This window comes from Alcanivorax sp. IL3 (genome assembly GCF_047495465.1).
GTDB lineage: Bacteria > Pseudomonadota > Gammaproteobacteria > Pseudomonadales > Alcanivoracaceae > Alcanivorax > Alcanivorax jadensis.
In genome coordinates, this window is sequence record NZ_CP179931.1 from 288,257 (window position 1) to 303,076 (window position 14,820).

Below are 14,820 nucleotides of genomic sequence, written 5' to 3' on the forward strand. Positions count from 1 at the left end.
CATCCTTGGTGCGGGAATTAGCGAAGCGCGCTGCGGGCGATGCTGCGCAGCCACAAAGGCAAGGCCTGAATGCCGCTATCGATAGCTTTCTCCAGCCGACCCTTTTCGCTTTCCAGATAGTCATCCACTGCCTGGTCAAGATCCCGGTTAACCGGTTCCGGCAGGTAGGAAAGAAATCCTACACGCTGATGCATACGTTCAATGGCGTCCTTGTTATTCATGATCGATCCTGTTTGGAGTGTGCCGTTATAAGGTGTGCCGAAATCGTAAAATGGTGGCTGAAAATCGATTCGGGAAAACACCGTCATTGCACTGTATCAAACGAGCGCAAACAGAAAGTACACATAACATTAAGCGACTGTGGGATTTTTGTATCGACATTATCGCCAGCATTGTTGACCCCCCTAAACAGTGATACTTAATGACCCTGTAAAAGACGGAATCGATAGCTTCGCAAAGTCGAAGCTGCCACGGAGGCGATGTTGGCTGAAGAAAAAATACAGAGAAGAAAACCGGCCACAACACCCTGGGCTGGACGCCTTGTCCGGCAAATGCGACAGGCTGTGGCGCGTGCCCCAGGCGGTCACTATGTGCTGGACCAGGCGCGGGCAGTCGAGGATATCTTGTTCGAAGATTTGCAGTTGCGCCTGGGCGGCATGGATAGCCATCACTACCTGCCGGGGCCAGTGGAGACATCATTCGGTGAGGGCGGAGGGCATGATAAATCCTTGCAGTCACGGTTTGCCGCTCTCGCTGAGCAGTCTCTGGAACAGACCCCGGCCAGCGCCTCGGCCAGAGTTTATGCACGTATCGTCAACCAGTTGCTTCCAGACGAAGTGAGGATCCTCACGGCCATGTCGGACGGTTCTGATATTGCCATCAGTCATTTGCTGGCACGTGGTGGTCGTTTCAAAAACAGTGAGCATCGGGTGATGGCATTTCTTAGCCGGGTGGGTAATGAAAGTGGTGTGATGCTGGCGGATGCCGTCCCCCATTACCTCGCGCATTTATTTTCTCTCGGGCTTCTCGATGGTGGTCCGGAGGATAATTCCCAGACAGCAAAATACGAAGCCATCGAGAATGGTTCAGAGGTCCGCTCCGCCTGTGAACGGATGCGCAAAGAGTCCCGGCTTCGGCCAGTCTTTATTCGCGAAACCGCACACCTTTCAGCTTTAGGCAAGGCATTCTGGGCGGCCTGCTCCGGATAACAATCTGTACTGAAGTGTAAGGAGTTATTCAGAGACTCCTCAAAAAGAATGAAAAGCGAGGCCACATGGAAGCGTATATCAACGAGTTTGCCGATAACATCTGGCTGTACTTATCCATGCCATTGATCAGTGCCGTGGTGGGTTATGCCACCAATGTGATTGCGATCAAGATGATGTTCTATCCGGTAGAGTTTTTTGGCAAACCCCCTCTTCTTGGCTGGCAGGGTATCATCCCGCGCCGTGCTGCCAAGATGGCTGCTATCTCTGTAGACACTATCACTACGCACCTGATTACCCAGGAAGAGATTTTTGACCGTCTCGATCCGGATAGGGTGGCCGGTGAGCTGGAGCCGGCACTCAACAATATGATCGAAGACGTGGTGGATTCCATCATGGGTCAGCACGAGCCCGGCCTGTGGGAATCCATGCCGGAAATGGTGAAGAGGCAAGTCTATAAACGTGTCAAGAAAGAGGCCCCAAGTCTGATATCTGACATTATGAAACAGATCAAGATCAACATCGCACAGATGTATGATCTTGAGGACATGGTGATCACCAATCTGACCAAGGACAAGTCACTACTGAACCGTATTTTCCAGGAAGTGGGCGCGGCGGAGTTCAAGTTTATCGGTCGTTCCGGGCTCTACTTTGGCGGCATTTTCGGTACCTTCCAGATGATTACCTGGGTTTTCTACAAGGGCTCCTGGTTGTTGCCGGTTTTCGGCCTGGCGGTGGGCTATGCCACTAACTGGATTGCCCTGCAGATGATTTTCAATCCCAAGGAATTGATGCGTTTTGGCCCGTTCAATGTTCAGGGCCTGTTCATGAAGCGTCAGGATGAAGTAGCTAGAGATTATGGTCGTCTGGTGTCTTCCTACGTGCTGACCCCGGCCAATATTATTGAGGGCATTCTCAAAGGGCCTTACTCCGACAAGGTGTTTGCCATGATCGGCAAGCATGTCCAGAAAGCGGTGGATGAACAGACCAGTTTTGCCAAGCCGTTTGTTACCTTTGCCGTGGGCACCCAGAACTATCGGGACATGAAGGAATGTGCCGTGTCAGAGTTGGTAAGCCGATTACCGGAAACGCTCAAGCATATTGAAAACTATGCTAATGATGCGCTGGATCTTGAAAACACCCTTTCCACCCGTTTGCAGAGTCTCAAACCGGAAGAGTTTGAAAGCATGTTGCGCCCGGCTTTCGAACAGGATGAATGGATACTGATTGCCGTAGGGGCATTCCTTGGTTTCCTGGTCGGTGTGTTCCAGTTGTTGGTGATGTTTTCTTGATGCTGTCCGGGAGTAGTGCATGTCTACGCTAATGATGGTCTGGGTCCTGTTGTGTGCGATTTGCTTCGGCGCTGGGCTGTTGTGGTCATGGCGACGGGCGCGGCGACGTTTTCGCGTGCGTATGGAACAGGCGGTGGATGAGGAAATCCGTCAGCAAATCAAACAGGAAGTATTGCGCCATTTGCAGGATGGTCCGGCCTCCAATAATGGCCAGGCGGAGCGCTGATTCATGCAGATTACCATTCGCAAATCGTTTGTGATCGGTGCTGGTGTACTGTTGATCATTGCCCTTGCTGTTGGTGCCTACCTGGCCTGGTGGGTGTGGAAGAATCTGGGGGCAGAATTGTTGCTGCGCGATCAGCAAGCCAGCGTAGTCGTACCCAAGCCCATGTCTGTGGGTATCGATATTCTCGATGACCTGGACATCATGATCGACACGGTCATCGACACCACGGTGCCGATCGACCAGACCCTGACTCTGCCCGTCAAGGAAACCCTGGACGTGCAGGTGGGCTTCGATAATGCGGTACCCATCAAGATGAATGTGCCGTTGAAGGACACCATCAAGCTGGACCAGATCATTCCGGTGGACGGGGAAGTCCGTGCCCGGGTGCTGGGTAAGTGGATCACTGTGCCGATCAAGGGCGAGTTACCCGTGAAAGCGGATGTGCCCATCGATGTGAATGTGCCGGTGGATCAGCTGGTCAAACTGCAATTCAACGCTCCGGCAAAAGTAGACATTCTCGAAGACCTGTCGGTACCGCTGAAGGCGAATATCAAGACATCGATTCCCTTGAAGAGCGCCATGCAGGTGCCGGTACGCTCCAGGTTACGGGCCAGCGCCACCATTCTGGAGCCGGCAGATGCCCTGATTGCGGAAATGGATTTGAAGTTGCCTCTGCGGGAAGTGGGGCTGTCATTCAGCGATGGAGATGACGCCAGGGCGAGCGACGAGGCTGGGATAACAGCGCCGGACGGGGAGCAGCCCTGATGGGGCGCTGGATTTTGTGGGGCTGGGTGGCCCTGGCTGTGATCGTGGTGGGGCTGGTGTTGGGATTCGTGCTCTACACCCGCATTGTTATCGGCATCGGCCTGCAGGACCAGCGTGCGCTGCTGCATCTACCGGAAACCCTGATCGTGCAGACCCGCGCCGAGGAAGAAGCGGCCATCACCCTGCGAGGTCGTGTGGAAGTGGATGTCCCCTTCAAGCACGATGCCTTGCCGCTACCATTGAAAGGCACCTACAAGGCCAACCTGGCCCTGGACACCATGGTGCCCCTGCGCATGACCATTGAGTATGAGGATGTGATTCCCATCGAGACCACGGTGGCGATCGAAGGCGACACCAAACTGATTTCCGAATGGCTGCCGCGCATGCCCATAGAAGGGGAGCTGCCCCTGAAGCTGGAGGTGCCGGTGTCATTGAAAGTGCCAGTGGATACGCAGATCCGTTTCGTTTACGACGGTCCGGTACAGGTGGGTTTCAACCAGACCATCCACCCGCCGGTGGATACCGTGCTGCGCACGGCCATCAATCTTGATAAGGAAGTCAGCGCACCGATCACCAATGTGTTCGAGGCGCGGGTGGTGCCCGATAACCGGGCGCTGCCCATCATCCTTACCGACACCCGCCTGACCCTGCCATTACAGGATTTGATACTCAGGCCCATGGAGTCGCGGGTTGAACAGTAACGTATCGCTCCCGAACGGCTGTGCTCGCGTTCCCTTATTGCTTACGTAACCCAAAGGGGTGTCAGCGTCTACGACACCGTCACCCCGGGGCAGGGAACCGCCGCCGCTTCACGGATCCGTTCCCCCAGGTAGCGTGCCGCCTGGCCGGCATACTGGCCGTCCGCATAGATCAGATGCAGGTCCACCAGCCGTTCCACGCCCTCCTCCAGGGGCAGCACCTTCAGCGCGCCGCTTTCCAGGCCATCGCCAATCTCTGATTCCGGTACCCAGGCAAACCCCAGCCCGCGGCGAATGGCGGCAATACGCGTGGAAGGATGCGACACGGTCCAGCGTTGCTCGGCCCCCAGCCAGCCGGAATCAATGCGGCGGCTGCCGGAATCGCGAATCACGATTTGCCGATGCTGACGCAGATCCTCATGGGTGAGGCTGTCCGCCTGATTGAGCGGATGGTCCGCCGCCGCCACGGCCACAAAACGTACCCGCATCAGCTGATCACCGAAGAACCCCGGCGGTACCCGTCCGCCGATCACCACATCGGCCTCCTTGCGCAGCAGGGCTTCATCGGAGCCGGACAGTACTGTCTCGGTGTACTCCACCCGGGTCAGCGGGCTGTGCTGGGCGAACGCATCCAGGGCCGAGAGCATGCAATGCTGTGGAAACAGGGCATCAGCGGCCACGCGCACCAGCGGTTCCCAGCCCTGGCTGAGCTGTATGGCGGCGCTTTCGATGCGGTTGGCCTCCTCCACCAGCACCTTGGCCTGGCGGTAGAGCATTTGCCCGGTCTCGGTGAGCCTGGCCCGCCGGCCTTCCAGGGCAAAGGCACGCACACCCAGTTCGGTCTCGATCTTCTGCACCGCGTAACTGATGGCGGACTGGCTCTTGTCCAGGGCCTCTGCGGCGCTGGCGTAACCGCCCTCGTCCACCACGGCGATCAGGGCTTGCCACTGGTCCAGGCTGATTTTGGCTGACATATCGAAATTCCTGAGCTAAATGTGCAAATTTATCCCGTTTTATATCGTATTTGCTGAATTCACAATAGTCTCATCGTTAACAAATCATCGGCACACCCGGCCGGCACAGAAACAATATGGAGTTGGGGTCATGAATATTCTGGTTATCAAGAGCAGCGTTTTCGGCGACAACGGCAATTCCTCCACCCTGGTCAACGAGCAGGTGGAGCGACTGAAAGCGCAACATCCTGACGCCACCGTGGTGGTTCGGGATCTCTCCGCCGATCCTATCCCGCACCTGGACGGCGAGCGTGTCGGCGCCTTCTTTACGCCGGCAGACCAGCGCAGTGAAGCCCAGCAGGCGGTCGACGATTTCTCCCTGGCGCTGATTGAGGAGCTCAAAGCGGCGGATCAGGTGGTGCTGGGACTGCCCATGTACAACTTCGGCATTCCCAGCCAGCTGAAAAGCTGGATCGACCATGTGGCTCGCGCCGGCATCACTTTCCGCTACACGGAAAACGGCCCGCAGGGCTTGCTGGATAACAAGCCAGTGACCGTGCTGGCCGCCCGGGGTGGACTGTATGCCGGGACCGAGAACGATACGGTGACCCCGTACATCAAGTTGTTCTTCGGCTTCCTGGGCATCACCGATCTGTCCTTCGTGTTTGCCGAAGGGCTTAACATGGGTGATGACAGCAAAGAAAAGGCCATGGGCGAAGCGCGGGCAGCGCTGCAGTGATCTAGGCTGTAGGAGCTATGCTTGCATGGCGAACCATGCCCCGGCCTGGCTCCTGCGATGAAACGCGAATTCTGCAACAGGGAGACAATCATGGGGCTGCTGGTCGATGGTAAATGGCAGGACAAGTGGTACGACACCAAGAGTACCGGTGGGCGTTTCAAGCGTTCCGAGAGCCAGTTTCGCAACTGGGTCACGGCTGACGGCAGTGCCGGTTCCAGCGGTGATAGTGGCTTTCAGGCAGAAAGCGGTCGTTACCACCTGTATGTGTCCTACGCCTGCCCTTGGGCCCACCGCACCTTGATCGTGCGGGCATTGAAAGGTCTCCAGGAGCATATCGGCGTGTCTGTGGTGCATCCGCACATGCTGGAGAATGGCTGGGAATTGCGCGATGACTTTGACGGTGCCAATGGTGATGCCCTGTATGGCTTCAGCAAGCTCTATGAGTTGTACCTGAAGGCGGATGAGAACTATACCGGCCGCGTTACCGTGCCGGTGCTGTGGGACAAGCAGCGCGAAACCATTGTCAGTAACGAGTCCGCAGAAATCATCCGCATGCTCAACATCAGCTTTGACGGTCTGGGTGCGGCGCCGGGAAATTTCTATCCCGAAGTGTTGCGGGCGGAGATTGATGCCATCAATGAGCATGTTTACAACGACGTGAACAATGGTGTCTACAAGGCCGGTTTTGCCACCAGTCAGGACGCCTACGATGAGGCGGTGGTGACCCTGTTCGAGCAGCTGGATGCCCTCGAGCAGCGGCTTGGCGAGCAGCGCTATCTGGTCGGTAACACCCTCACCGAAGCGGACCTGCGTTTGTGGACTACCCTGGTGCGGTTCGATCCGGTGTACGTCACCCACTTCAAGTGTGATCGCAAGCGCATCGCGGACTACCCGAATCTGAACGGGTTTCTGAAAGAGATTTACCAGCTGCCCGGTGTGGCGGAGACAGTGAATATGGCGCATATCCGCCACCACTATTTCCGCAGCCACCCGACGGTGAACCCCCACGGGATTATCTCCATCGGGCCCGAGCTGGACTGGCATTCACCCCACGGTCGAGAACGGCTGGGGGAAAGAGAGATTATTGAGTAACTCTGTAGGAGCGGCGCTTGAGCCGCGAACCGATACCTTCGCGGCTCAAGCGCCGCTCCTACAGCACAGGGCCGCAAGGCAGGAGGTTCCCATGGAACGCACAATTCTCAACACCATTCGCGCACTGGATACATCCGATGGTGCCGGCGTTCGCCTGAAGCGAGCACTGGGTTACAACCCTATGGTGCGCCTGGATCCTTTCCTGATGCTGGACGCGTTCTCTTCCGATAATCCGGACGACTACATTGCCGGCTTCCCCCGCACCCGCACCGCGGCTTTGAAACGGTGACCTACCTGATGGAAGGCCACATGAAGCATCGTGATCATCTGGGTAACGAAGGGGATTTGCAGCAGGGCGGTGTGCAGTGGATGACCGCAGGGCGCGGCATTATTCACGAGGAAATGCCGCAACAGCAGGATGGTTTGCTGCGTGGCTTCCAGTTGTGGATCAACCTGCCGGCGGCAGAAAAAATGAAAGCGGCCGGCTACCGGGATATTACTGATACCGAAATCCCACGACTGGATTTGCCTAAGGGCGGTCAGATCAAAGCCATTGCCGGTGAAGTCACCATCGGCAATCAGGTGATCAGTGCACCGGTAAAAGGTGGCAGTACCGATCCGCTTTATTTGGACGTGAAATTGCGCGCCGATGAAACGGTGACGGTGCCACTAACACAGGGCTATAACGCTTTCCTGTACCTGTTCGAAGGTCAGGTCAGCATTGCCGGCGAGGCGGTAAAGAGCGACCACCTGGCCACCTTCACTGACGGTGATAAGGTCTCTCTGGTGGCCGGTGATCACGGTGCCAGGCTGTTGCTGCTGGCAGGCAAGCCCATTGGCGAGCCCATTGCCCAGTACGGCCCCTTCGTGATGAACACCCAGGACGAGATCAACCAGGCCCTGAGTGATTATCGCGATGGCACCCTGACCGCCGAACCGTCGTTGCTATAACGATGGCCTAGAAGCGAGTGGCGAGTAACGAGTTTCGAAAGGCAGCACCTCTATGGGGTTAAGGTTTTCGCGACTCGCAACTCGCTTCTCGCTCTTTGTTTTCTAGCGTGAAGCGATCACCCAGACCGCATGCACGATACCGGGAATATAGCCCAGCAGAGTCAGCACAATATTGATCCAGAAATGCTTGCCAATGCCTTCCTGTAGAAACACCCCCAGTGGCGGAAGCAGGATAGCGATCAGAATGCGTAGCAGGTCCATGCTGTTCTCCTTCAGTCCGAAAATCCCACTGTAAATTCTTTGTCTCATCGCGTCTGTTAAAAAATACAAACCCTTTCACAGATAGGATTGCCGGCACCGTGATTTTCCGGGAAGCTGGGCGTTGTCATTGATCCTGGAAAGGAGAAAAACCATGAAAGTTCTGGCCATAGCGGGCAGTCTGCGCGAGCAATCCTTCAACCGCGGCTTGGTCCGTGCTGCCCAGGCATTGGCGCCGGCAGGAATGGAAATCATCGCCGCCGACATCAGTGATATCCCGCTCTATAACGGTGATGACGATGGCGACAACCGCCCTGCTCCGGTGACTGCCCTGGCAGAACAGGTAAAAGCGGCGGATGCCTTCTTGTTTGCCACCCCGGAATACAACTATTCCATCCCCGGTGTACTGAAAAATGCCATCGACTGGTTATCCCGGGTCCCGGGTGGCATCTTCGCCGGCAAGGCCGCCGCCATCATGGGCGCCTCCATGGGCGGCATGGGCTCCAGCCGCAGCCAGTATCACCTGCGTCAGGTCTTGGTATTTCTTGATGTGCACCCGCTCAACAAACCGGAAGTGTTCGTCTCCGCCGCCCATGAGAAGTGCGATGACAATGGTGACCTTCAGGACGAAGCAACGAAGGAAATGATCGGCAAACAACTGGCTGCCTTGCAGGCCTGGGCCGACACCCTGCAGTAAACGGTGCAGTTCGCCATAGGCGTAGGGTGCCATTGAGCCTAAGGCGAACTGCACCATAACCCCATACCCACAATGTCTTGTCACAAGGATGTGAAAAGATGCCAATGTACCGCCGTGTCTGGCAGCCTGGGGGCTGCTATTTCTTTACCGTCAATCTGCAGCAGCGAGGCGACAACGATCTGCTCGTCCGTCATGTGGATATACTGCGAGAGTCCGTTCGCAAAGTGAGAAGCGCTCACCCTTTCCGTATTCATGGCTGGGTTGTACTACCGGATCATCTTCACTGCGTCTTGCAGTTGCCGGATGCAGACGATGATTTCATTCGTCGCTGGCGACTCATCAAGTCCACTTTCTCTCGAAAAATACCTCATCTGGAGCATCGTAATCCATCGCGCATAAAGCGTGAGGAAAGAGCTATCTGGCAGCGCCGTTTTTGGGAGCACTGCATTCGCGATGAACAGGATTATCGGGCGCATATGGATTATGTGCATATCAATCCGGTAAAGCATGGCCTGGTTTCACGGGTGCAGGATTGGCCCTATTCCACCTTCCATCATTGGGTTCGGCGTGGTGTCTATGCGGTGGATTGGGCTGGCGGATCGGAAGGGAAGGTCGATAAGGTGCCTGATTGATGGGGTGTTGATGGTGCAGTTCGCCTTAGGCTCAGTGCACCCTACACAAGATTCGGACGTAGGGTGCCATTGAGCCTAAGGCGAACTGCACCATATAGGCCTTGCAGAGAAAAATCAGAGCTGCTCTTCGCGGCGAATCCACTTGGTCACTTCCGGCGCCTGATAATCTGCGAAGCTGTCCAGAAGGCTTGCCGGTGTGTCGTGAACCTGTAGCAGGTCTCTGTGCTCCTGGCGCAGAAAACCCTGGCTTACCGCGTGGTCGAGAAAGGTGATCAGGTGGTTGTAATAGCCGTTCACGTTTAACAGGGCGCAGGGTTTGTGGTGAAAGCCCAGTTGCGCCCAGGTAAGAATTTCAAAAATTTCCTCCAGCGTACCCATGCCGCCGGGCAAGGCGATAAAGCCGTCAGAACAATCAGCCATGGCAGCCTTGCGCTCGTGCATGGAACCCACCACACGCAATTCGGTGAGGTGATCGTTGCCGATCTCCTTGCGCATTAATGCATCAGGAATAATGCCGATCACTTCACCGCCCTGCTGCATGACCGCATTGGCGATGGCTCCCATGACGCCCACGCTGGCCCCGCCATAGACAAGGCCAAGGTTGCGGGCAACCAATTCTTTGGCGAGACCCTCAGCGGCTTGAATATAGTCGTTTCCCTCACCGGGGCTGGAGCCGCAATAGACGCAGATTTTTTTCATGGGCATCGCCGTTTGTTCGTTGTGGCTAGAGGCAGCTGTAGGAGCGCCGCTTGAGGCGCGAACCGAGCCTCGGCGAGGACATCGCCTTTGGGTTGCTGCCTCGCTCGCTCGGTTCGCGCCTCAAGCGGCGCTCCTACGCTGGCTTTTTACCCCGCCACCGCCGTGGGTTTACTCACCAACCGATCCGCCGGGAAATGACAGGTAAAGACGCTGCCCTTGCCCAGTTCGCTCTTGATTTCCAGTTTGCCGTTGTGGCGGATCATCACGTGCTTGACGATGGCCAGGCCCAGACCGGTGCCGCCGGTCTCGGTGACGCGGCTGTTATCCGGGCGATAGAAGCGTTCGGTGAGGCGCGGAATGTGGGCCGGATCAATGCCGACGCCGTTGTCGCTCACTGCCAGATGCGCGCCGCGTTCATCCTGCCACCAGCGAATCTGGATCTGGCCACCGGCGGGAGTGTATTTCACCGCATTGGTGATCAGGTTGCCGAACGCGCTTTCCAGCTCTGCCGGGTTGGCGATCAGGCGGGCCTCTTCGGTCACGTCCAGCTCGATGCTGTGGGCCTTGTCGGCGCTGAGTGCGAGGGCATTTTCGCGCATGCGTTTGAGCATGCCGTGGACCGGTACCGCCTGGCTCAGGTTGTCCGCGTCGGTGCCTTCCAGTCGGGCCAACAACAGCAGATCCGAGACCAGAGCTTCCATGCGGTTGGACTGGTTGTCCATCTGGGTGAGCGCCCGGCGCAGGCGCGACTGTTCTTCCGGTACGGTATCAAGCAGGGTTTCAAGGTAACCCTTGAGCACGGTCAGCGGGGTTTTCAGTTCGTGGCTCACGTTGGCCACGAAATCCTTGCGCATCTGTTCCAGGTGATGGAGCCGGGTCACGTCCCGGGCCATCATCAACTGTTCGCCCACACCAAACTCGGTGACGCGAAATTGCAGGATGCGGTTGTCGTCTACCGGCGAGGGAATTTCCAGGGCGTCACGAAAATCTCCCTGGCTAAGGTATTCGGTAAATTTCGGATGGCGGATCAGGTTGGTGAGCGGTTGGCCCAGGTCCTGGCGGGCATTGAAACCCATATAGTGTTCTGCGGCCTGGTTCCAGTACTCCAGGTAGCCGTGTTGATCGATGAGGATGACCACATCTTCCAGGGCATTCACTGATTGTTGGGCGCGGTGAATGATGCCTTGCAGGTTTTCCTGGGCGCGGCGTTCTTTCTGGAAAAGGTGTTCAAGGCGAGTGTAGAACTCGCCCCAGAGGCCGGTGCTGTCCGGTGGCTCGGTATGGTCATCGCGCACCAGCCAGCTGTACAGGCCAAACAACTGCCGGGTGCTCCAGATGATATAGCCCAGCATGCCTGCCAGCAGTGGCCAGATGTTGCCCACCGCTAACGCCGCCAGAGCGGCCAGCAGTAACAGGCCGACAATGCGATTTACTTCCTTGGCCAGACTGGCTTTCATGATCTCGCTTCCACCGCCCCGTTGCGGCTACGTGGGTGCATTAATCGTAACCGACTCGCATTGCACCACCTCTTCTGATTGCGCGCAATGCGTAGCGCAGACCGGATCGGTTCAGCCTGCCTTGGCGGATTTTACTGAAAAACGGTAGCCGGTGCCGCGTACCGTCTGGATAAAACGGTCGTAGCCGAAGGGGGCCAGGGCCTTGCGCAGGCGACGGATATGCACATCAATGGTGCGGTCTTCCACATACACGTTGGCGCCCCACACCTGATCCAGTAACTGGGTGCGCGAGTAGGCCCGTTCCTGGTGGCTCATGAAGAATTCCAGCAGACGGTATTCCGTCGGGCCCATGTCCACGGGCTCGTCGTCGGCGCTGATGCGGTGGCTGACCGGATCCAGGCAGAGACCTTCCACTTCAATGGCCTTGTCCGCCGCCGTGCTGGAAGCCCGGCGCAGTACCGCCTTGATGCGGGAAATCAGCTCGCGGGTGGAAAATGGCTTGGTGATGTAGTCGTCGGCGCCCACATCCAGGCCCTGGATCTTGTTGTCCTCTTCGCTCTTGGCGGTGAGCATGATGATGGGGATCTCGTTGGTGGTCTCATCACGCTTGAGGCGGCGGGCCAGCTCAATGCCGGTGATCGACGGCAGCATCCAGTCCAGCAGCACCAGATCCGGGCGTTCATCGACAATAATTTCGTGGCCGCGCTGGGCATTTTCTGCCTCCAGCACATCAAAATCAGCCAGCTCCAAGGCAACGGCCACCATTTCCCGAATAGCGGGCTCGTCGTCAACAATCAAAATACGGTTACGGGACATGGCTTTCCTTCCTTGCCTGTCTATCTATGTTGCCCTATTAGATTGCTTTTTTGTGACATTCGTATGACAAGTTGGGCGGATTTTTGGGGGAAAAGCAAGAGGCGAGCTATAACACCAATTCAGGGCATGTGCCGATGGATGGATACGGCACTTCGCGCTGCTGAGGAAAAACAGAAAAAATCTCAGCGCGGGTCATCACGGCTAACGAGTGGCATTACCCTATGTCGCGTTGCAACTCGAAGCTTGTAGCTTGCCACTCAAAGATACTGGAAATATAACCCGACAAACACGCACGCTCCGGCCCAGTGGTTATTGAGAAAAGCGTGGAAGCTGGGCCAGCGTTCCCGGTAGCGGATCAGACTGTGCTGGAACAGGAAGCTCAGGGTCATGCCGCCCAGGCCCACGTACCAGGGCCAAGAGAAGTCCAGCCGTTGTCCCACCATGATCAGCGCCAGCAGAGTCAGACCCTGGAGGATGGCGATCATCAGCCGGTCCGCATCGCCGAACAGGATGGCGGTGCTCTTGATGCCCAGTTTCAGGTCGTCTTCCCGGTCGCACATGGCGTATTCGGTGTCGTAGGCCACAGTCCACACCAGGTTGGCCACATACAATAGCCAGGCGATTTCCGGCACTGCCCCGGTTTCGGCGGCAAATGCCATGGGGATGGCCCAGCTGAAGGCGGCGCCCAGAAACAGTTGCGGCATGAAGGTGAAGCGTTTGGTGAAGGGGTAAAGAACAGCAAGCCCGAGGCCACCGAAGGACAACCAGAAGGTCAGCTCGTTGAGGAACAGCACCAGCACAAAGGCCAGCAGCCCCAGTCCACAGAACAGGGCCAGGGCTTTCTTGGCGCTGATGGCACCGGTGGCCAGTGGGCGACCTTTGGTGCGTTCCACGTCACCATCGAAATCCCGGTCGGCAAAGTCGTTAATCACGCAGCCGGCGGCACGCATGATGATCACCCCGAGAATGAAGATCAGCACGGTTTTCAGGCTCGGCGTGCCATTACCGGCAATCCACACCGCCCACAGGGTGGGCCACAGCAGCAGCAGCGTACCGATGGGGCGATCCAGTCGCATCAGCTGTATATAGGGCCAGGCTTGGGGGTAGCGCTGTTCAACGAAGGCAAACATGGGACATCCGGTTGTCAGGGGCGGGGTTAAGTTTCAAGTTGAAAGTGGAAAGTTTCAAGGCGCCTTGTAGGAGCACCTCTTGAGGTGCGAAGCCTCGAATGGTCGCGATAACTCTCAGATTTGAACCGACTCTCCCTCCAGGCAGGGTGACTGCGGTGAAAACCATTTCCTCGCTACGCTCGGTTCGCACCTCAAGAGGTGCTCCTACAGCAGTGAAGAAACGCTAGTAGCGCCCACCTTCTCCCACAGTGCCGGCAGAAAGTATTCTGCTACCAGCAACGGCTCACCGCGTTTGATGAAACGGGACTGGCGCCCCCAGCACACTGGCATGGCTTCTGCAGGGCTTCCAAGGCGAGCCCAGACCTGGTCGCGCAGGCAGGTGGGGCGTTTGTAGAGTTCCAGGCCCAGGGAGCGGCTACCCATATGGCCCAGGGAGCGATTGGCGCCGGTGAGGCTGGTCAGGGGCAGAACGCTGCGGGCGGCCACCACCGGGGTGTCGTCCAGCAGCAGAGTGACCTCGCGGATCAGTGCCGCCCGCCGGGGAGCCAGGTCCAGCAGTTGCCGTTCGTCGGCTCGGGGAAAGCTGATGGCGTGGTAGCCAGGCTCCACCCGGAACTGGCCGTGGCGCTTCAGACGCAGGGTCAGGGACGCCGGATCCGCCATCCACTCACGGATACGGGGCGGCAGCACCAGCTGTTCCAGCGGGCGCCAAAGGCTGTCAGGATGCAGGGCGGCAGGCAGCATGGGTCTCTCAACATCGCAGGCCGCAGGACTATGGCGCAAGCAGTGACTCAGGGCAAGTCAGCAGCGCGCCGGTCTGCGAGCGCTTGCCGGCAAGCGATAATGGCCTTGGGCCAGGCAAATGGACCCCGGCGCCAATGCGTGCCAGTGCCCAATGTCATTGATTTTTCGGGCGTGCGCCGATAGGTTATCGCCCCCCGAGATACACCCTGTATGTAGCAGAGTAAGCGAGTACTTACTCCAATTCGACGAGGTTCACGATGAAGAAGTGGGAATGCGTAGTGTGCGGTTTCATCTATGACGAAGCCGAAGGTCTGCCCGATGAGGGTATTGCCCCCGGTACGGCCTGGGATGATGTGCCGGAAGACTGGGTCTGCCCGGATTGTGGCGTGGGCAAGGACGATTTCGAAATGGTGGAAATCTGAGCCGTTACGCTCTGGCCACACAGTCATTCCGCCCGTTCACTGAT

20 protein-coding genes are annotated in these 14,820 nt (G+C 57.3%); 12 read left to right on the forward strand and 8 right to left on the reverse strand.

From position 1 onward, the window contains the following. Window positions 1-17: 17 nt before the first annotated feature. The gene (locus ACMG4M_RS01375) at window positions 18-221 is read right to left on the reverse strand and encodes a hypothetical protein (protein ID WP_035245831.1); all 204 of its coding nucleotides are present in this window, start codon (window positions 219-221) and stop codon (window positions 18-20) included. Window positions 222-590: 369 nt separating this feature from the next. Between ACMG4M_RS01375 and ACMG4M_RS01380 the strand changes: the two genes are divergently transcribed. The 5 genes from ACMG4M_RS01380 (at window position 591) to ACMG4M_RS01400 (ending at window position 4,189) form a co-directional block, all read left to right on the forward strand. Further along, on the forward strand, window positions 591-1,208 hold the full coding sequence (locus ACMG4M_RS01380) for an Abi-alpha family protein (protein WP_414430591.1): 618 nt from the start codon (window positions 591-593) through the stop codon (window positions 1,206-1,208). Window positions 1,209-1,273: 65 nt separating this feature from the next. Next, window positions 1,274-2,497 carry a DUF445 family protein gene (locus ACMG4M_RS01385; RefSeq protein WP_272975115.1) on the forward strand — a complete coding sequence of 408 codons (1,224 nt, stop codon included), beginning with the start codon at window positions 1,274-1,276 and terminating at the stop codon, window positions 2,495-2,497. A 19-nt stretch (window positions 2,498-2,516) separates the two neighbouring features. Then, window positions 2,517-2,723 (forward strand): hypothetical protein, encoded by a 207-nt coding sequence (locus tag ACMG4M_RS01390; RefSeq protein WP_414430592.1) that lies wholly within the window; start codon window positions 2,517-2,519, stop codon window positions 2,721-2,723. Window positions 2,724-2,726: 3 nt separating this feature from the next. Further along, window positions 2,727-3,488 carry a hypothetical protein gene (locus ACMG4M_RS01395; protein WP_052042523.1) on the forward strand — a complete coding sequence of 254 codons (762 nt, stop codon included), beginning with the start codon at window positions 2,727-2,729 and terminating at the stop codon, window positions 3,486-3,488. Continuing rightward, complete coding sequence (locus ACMG4M_RS01400; RefSeq protein ID WP_035245833.1) at window positions 3,488-4,189, forward strand: hypothetical protein; 702 nt, start codon at window positions 3,488-3,490, stop codon at window positions 4,187-4,189. The genes ACMG4M_RS01395 and ACMG4M_RS01400 overlap by 1 nt, the downstream gene beginning before the upstream one ends. 68 nt (window positions 4,190-4,257) lie before the next feature. Here the strand turns inward: ACMG4M_RS01400 and ACMG4M_RS01405 are convergent, their stop codons facing one another. Then, the gene (locus ACMG4M_RS01405; RefSeq protein WP_272962960.1) at window positions 4,258-5,160 is read right to left on the reverse strand and encodes a LysR family transcriptional regulator; all 903 of its coding nucleotides are present in this window, start codon (window positions 5,158-5,160) and stop codon (window positions 4,258-4,260) included. 130 nt (window positions 5,161-5,290) lie between these two features. Between ACMG4M_RS01405 and ACMG4M_RS01410 the strand changes: the two genes are divergently transcribed. The 4 genes from ACMG4M_RS01410 (at window position 5,291) to ACMG4M_RS01425 (ending at window position 7,921) form a co-directional block, all read left to right on the forward strand. Beyond that, window positions 5,291-5,878 carry an FMN-dependent NADH-azoreductase gene (locus tag ACMG4M_RS01410; protein WP_272962959.1) on the forward strand — a complete coding sequence of 196 codons (588 nt, stop codon included), beginning with the start codon at window positions 5,291-5,293 and terminating at the stop codon, window positions 5,876-5,878. A 90-nt stretch (window positions 5,879-5,968) separates the two neighbouring features. Next, window positions 5,969-6,970, forward strand: a complete 1,002-nt coding sequence (locus ACMG4M_RS01415) for a glutathione S-transferase family protein (protein WP_272975113.1) — start codon at window positions 5,969-5,971, stop codon at window positions 6,968-6,970. A gap of 91 nt (window positions 6,971-7,061) precedes the next feature. Next, window positions 7,062-7,259, forward strand: coding sequence for a hypothetical protein (locus ACMG4M_RS01420; protein ID WP_414430593.1), 198 nt, complete (start codon window positions 7,062-7,064; stop codon window positions 7,257-7,259). A gap of 20 nt (window positions 7,260-7,279) precedes the next feature. Beyond that, window positions 7,280-7,921 carry a pirin family protein gene (locus ACMG4M_RS01425; RefSeq protein WP_414430594.1) on the forward strand — a complete coding sequence of 214 codons (642 nt, stop codon included), beginning with the start codon at window positions 7,280-7,282 and terminating at the stop codon, window positions 7,919-7,921. Window positions 7,922-8,023: 102 nt separating this feature from the next. On the opposite strand, the gene ACMG4M_RS01430 is transcribed toward ACMG4M_RS01425, so the two are convergent. Further along, a complete protein-coding gene (locus ACMG4M_RS01430; RefSeq protein ID WP_349383672.1) occupies window positions 8,024-8,182 on the reverse strand; it encodes a YqaE/Pmp3 family membrane protein in 159 nt (52 codons plus the stop codon). A 151-nt stretch (window positions 8,183-8,333) separates the two neighbouring features. On the opposite strand from ACMG4M_RS01430, the gene ACMG4M_RS01435 reads away from it, so the two are divergent. Both ACMG4M_RS01435 and ACMG4M_RS01440 read left to right on the forward strand, forming a co-directional pair. After that, window positions 8,334-8,876 (forward strand): NADPH-dependent FMN reductase, encoded by a 543-nt coding sequence (locus ACMG4M_RS01435; RefSeq protein WP_414430595.1) that lies wholly within the window; start codon window positions 8,334-8,336, stop codon window positions 8,874-8,876. A gap of 98 nt (window positions 8,877-8,974) precedes the next feature. Next, window positions 8,975-9,508, forward strand: coding sequence for an REP-associated tyrosine transposase (locus tag ACMG4M_RS01440; protein ID WP_414430596.1), 534 nt, complete (start codon window positions 8,975-8,977; stop codon window positions 9,506-9,508). 114 nt (window positions 9,509-9,622) lie between these two features. Here the strand turns inward: ACMG4M_RS01440 and ACMG4M_RS01445 are convergent, their stop codons facing one another. The 5 genes from ACMG4M_RS01445 to ACMG4M_RS01465 all read right to left on the reverse strand — a co-directional run bounded on the left by ACMG4M_RS01445 (window position 9,623) and on the right by ACMG4M_RS01465 (window position 14,354). Next, window positions 9,623-10,207, reverse strand: coding sequence for a TIGR00730 family Rossman fold protein (locus tag ACMG4M_RS01445; protein ID WP_273010259.1), 585 nt, complete (start codon window positions 10,205-10,207; stop codon window positions 9,623-9,625). 146 nt (window positions 10,208-10,353) lie between these two features. After that, the gene (gene phoR, locus ACMG4M_RS01450; RefSeq protein ID WP_035245847.1) at window positions 10,354-11,664 is read right to left on the reverse strand and encodes a phosphate regulon sensor histidine kinase PhoR; all 1,311 of its coding nucleotides are present in this window, start codon (window positions 11,662-11,664) and stop codon (window positions 10,354-10,356) included. 111 nt (window positions 11,665-11,775) lie between these two features. After that, complete coding sequence (phoB, locus tag ACMG4M_RS01455; protein ID WP_035245848.1) at window positions 11,776-12,480, reverse strand: phosphate regulon transcriptional regulator PhoB; 705 nt, start codon at window positions 12,478-12,480, stop codon at window positions 11,776-11,778. Window positions 12,481-12,737: 257 nt separating this feature from the next. Continuing rightward, window positions 12,738-13,610 carry a 4-hydroxybenzoate octaprenyltransferase gene (ubiA, locus tag ACMG4M_RS01460; protein ID WP_035245850.1) on the reverse strand — a complete coding sequence of 291 codons (873 nt, stop codon included), beginning with the start codon at window positions 13,608-13,610 and terminating at the stop codon, window positions 12,738-12,740. A 204-nt stretch (window positions 13,611-13,814) separates the two neighbouring features. Further along, on the reverse strand, window positions 13,815-14,354 hold the full coding sequence (locus tag ACMG4M_RS01465) for a chorismate--pyruvate lyase family protein (RefSeq protein WP_035245852.1): 540 nt from the start codon (window positions 14,352-14,354) through the stop codon (window positions 13,815-13,817). 257 nt (window positions 14,355-14,611) lie between these two features. Between ACMG4M_RS01465 and rd the strand changes: the two genes are divergently transcribed. After that, a complete protein-coding gene (gene rd / locus ACMG4M_RS01470; protein ID WP_035245853.1) occupies window positions 14,612-14,776 on the forward strand; it encodes a rubredoxin in 165 nt (54 codons plus the stop codon). Window positions 14,777-14,820: the final 44 nt, after the last annotated feature.

What these genes read in the sequence shown, in the direction of transcription:
- ACMG4M_RS01375 (WP_035245831.1), bottom strand. Translation starts at nt 221, where the DNA reads ATGAATAACAAGGACGCCATTGAACGTATGCATCAGCGTGTAGGATTT.
- ACMG4M_RS01385 (WP_272975115.1), top strand. Translation starts at nt 1,274, where the DNA reads ATGGAAGCGTATATCAACGAGTTTGCCGATAACATCTGGCTGTACTTA.
- ACMG4M_RS01390 (WP_414430592.1), top strand. Translation starts at nt 2,517, where the DNA reads ATGTCTACGCTAATGATGGTCTGGGTCCTGTTGTGTGCGATTTGCTTC.
- ACMG4M_RS01395 (WP_052042523.1), top strand. Translation starts at nt 2,727, where the DNA reads ATGCAGATTACCATTCGCAAATCGTTTGTGATCGGTGCTGGTGTACTG.
- ACMG4M_RS01400 (WP_035245833.1), top strand. Translation starts at nt 3,488, where the DNA reads ATGGGGCGCTGGATTTTGTGGGGCTGGGTGGCCCTGGCTGTGATCGTG.
- ACMG4M_RS01405 (WP_272962960.1), bottom strand. Translation starts at nt 5,160, where the DNA reads ATGTCAGCCAAAATCAGCCTGGACCAGTGGCAAGCCCTGATCGCCGTG.
- ACMG4M_RS01410 (WP_272962959.1), top strand. Translation starts at nt 5,291, where the DNA reads ATGAATATTCTGGTTATCAAGAGCAGCGTTTTCGGCGACAACGGCAAT.
- ACMG4M_RS01415 (WP_272975113.1), top strand. Translation starts at nt 5,969, where the DNA reads ATGGGGCTGCTGGTCGATGGTAAATGGCAGGACAAGTGGTACGACACC.
- ACMG4M_RS01420 (WP_414430593.1), top strand. Translation starts at nt 7,062, where the DNA reads ATGGAACGCACAATTCTCAACACCATTCGCGCACTGGATACATCCGAT.
- ACMG4M_RS01425 (WP_414430594.1), top strand. Translation starts at nt 7,280, where the DNA reads ATGAAGCATCGTGATCATCTGGGTAACGAAGGGGATTTGCAGCAGGGC.
- ACMG4M_RS01430 (WP_349383672.1), bottom strand. Translation starts at nt 8,182, where the DNA reads ATGGACCTGCTACGCATTCTGATCGCTATCCTGCTTCCGCCACTGGGG.
- ACMG4M_RS01435 (WP_414430595.1), top strand. Translation starts at nt 8,334, where the DNA reads ATGAAAGTTCTGGCCATAGCGGGCAGTCTGCGCGAGCAATCCTTCAAC.
- ACMG4M_RS01440 (WP_414430596.1), top strand. Translation starts at nt 8,975, where the DNA reads ATGCCAATGTACCGCCGTGTCTGGCAGCCTGGGGGCTGCTATTTCTTT.
- ACMG4M_RS01445 (WP_273010259.1), bottom strand. Translation starts at nt 10,207, where the DNA reads ATGAAAAAAATCTGCGTCTATTGCGGCTCCAGCCCCGGTGAGGGAAAC.
- phoR (WP_035245847.1), bottom strand. Translation starts at nt 11,664, where the DNA reads ATGAAAGCCAGTCTGGCCAAGGAAGTAAATCGCATTGTCGGCCTGTTA.
- phoB (WP_035245848.1), bottom strand. Translation starts at nt 12,480, where the DNA reads ATGTCCCGTAACCGTATTTTGATTGTTGACGACGAGCCCGCTATTCGG.
- ubiA (WP_035245850.1), bottom strand. Translation starts at nt 13,610, where the DNA reads ATGTTTGCCTTCGTTGAACAGCGCTACCCCCAAGCCTGGCCCTATATA.
- ACMG4M_RS01465 (WP_035245852.1), bottom strand. Translation starts at nt 14,354, where the DNA reads ATGCTGCCTGCCGCCCTGCATCCTGACAGCCTTTGGCGCCCGCTGGAA.
- rd (WP_035245853.1), top strand. Translation starts at nt 14,612, where the DNA reads ATGAAGAAGTGGGAATGCGTAGTGTGCGGTTTCATCTATGACGAAGCC.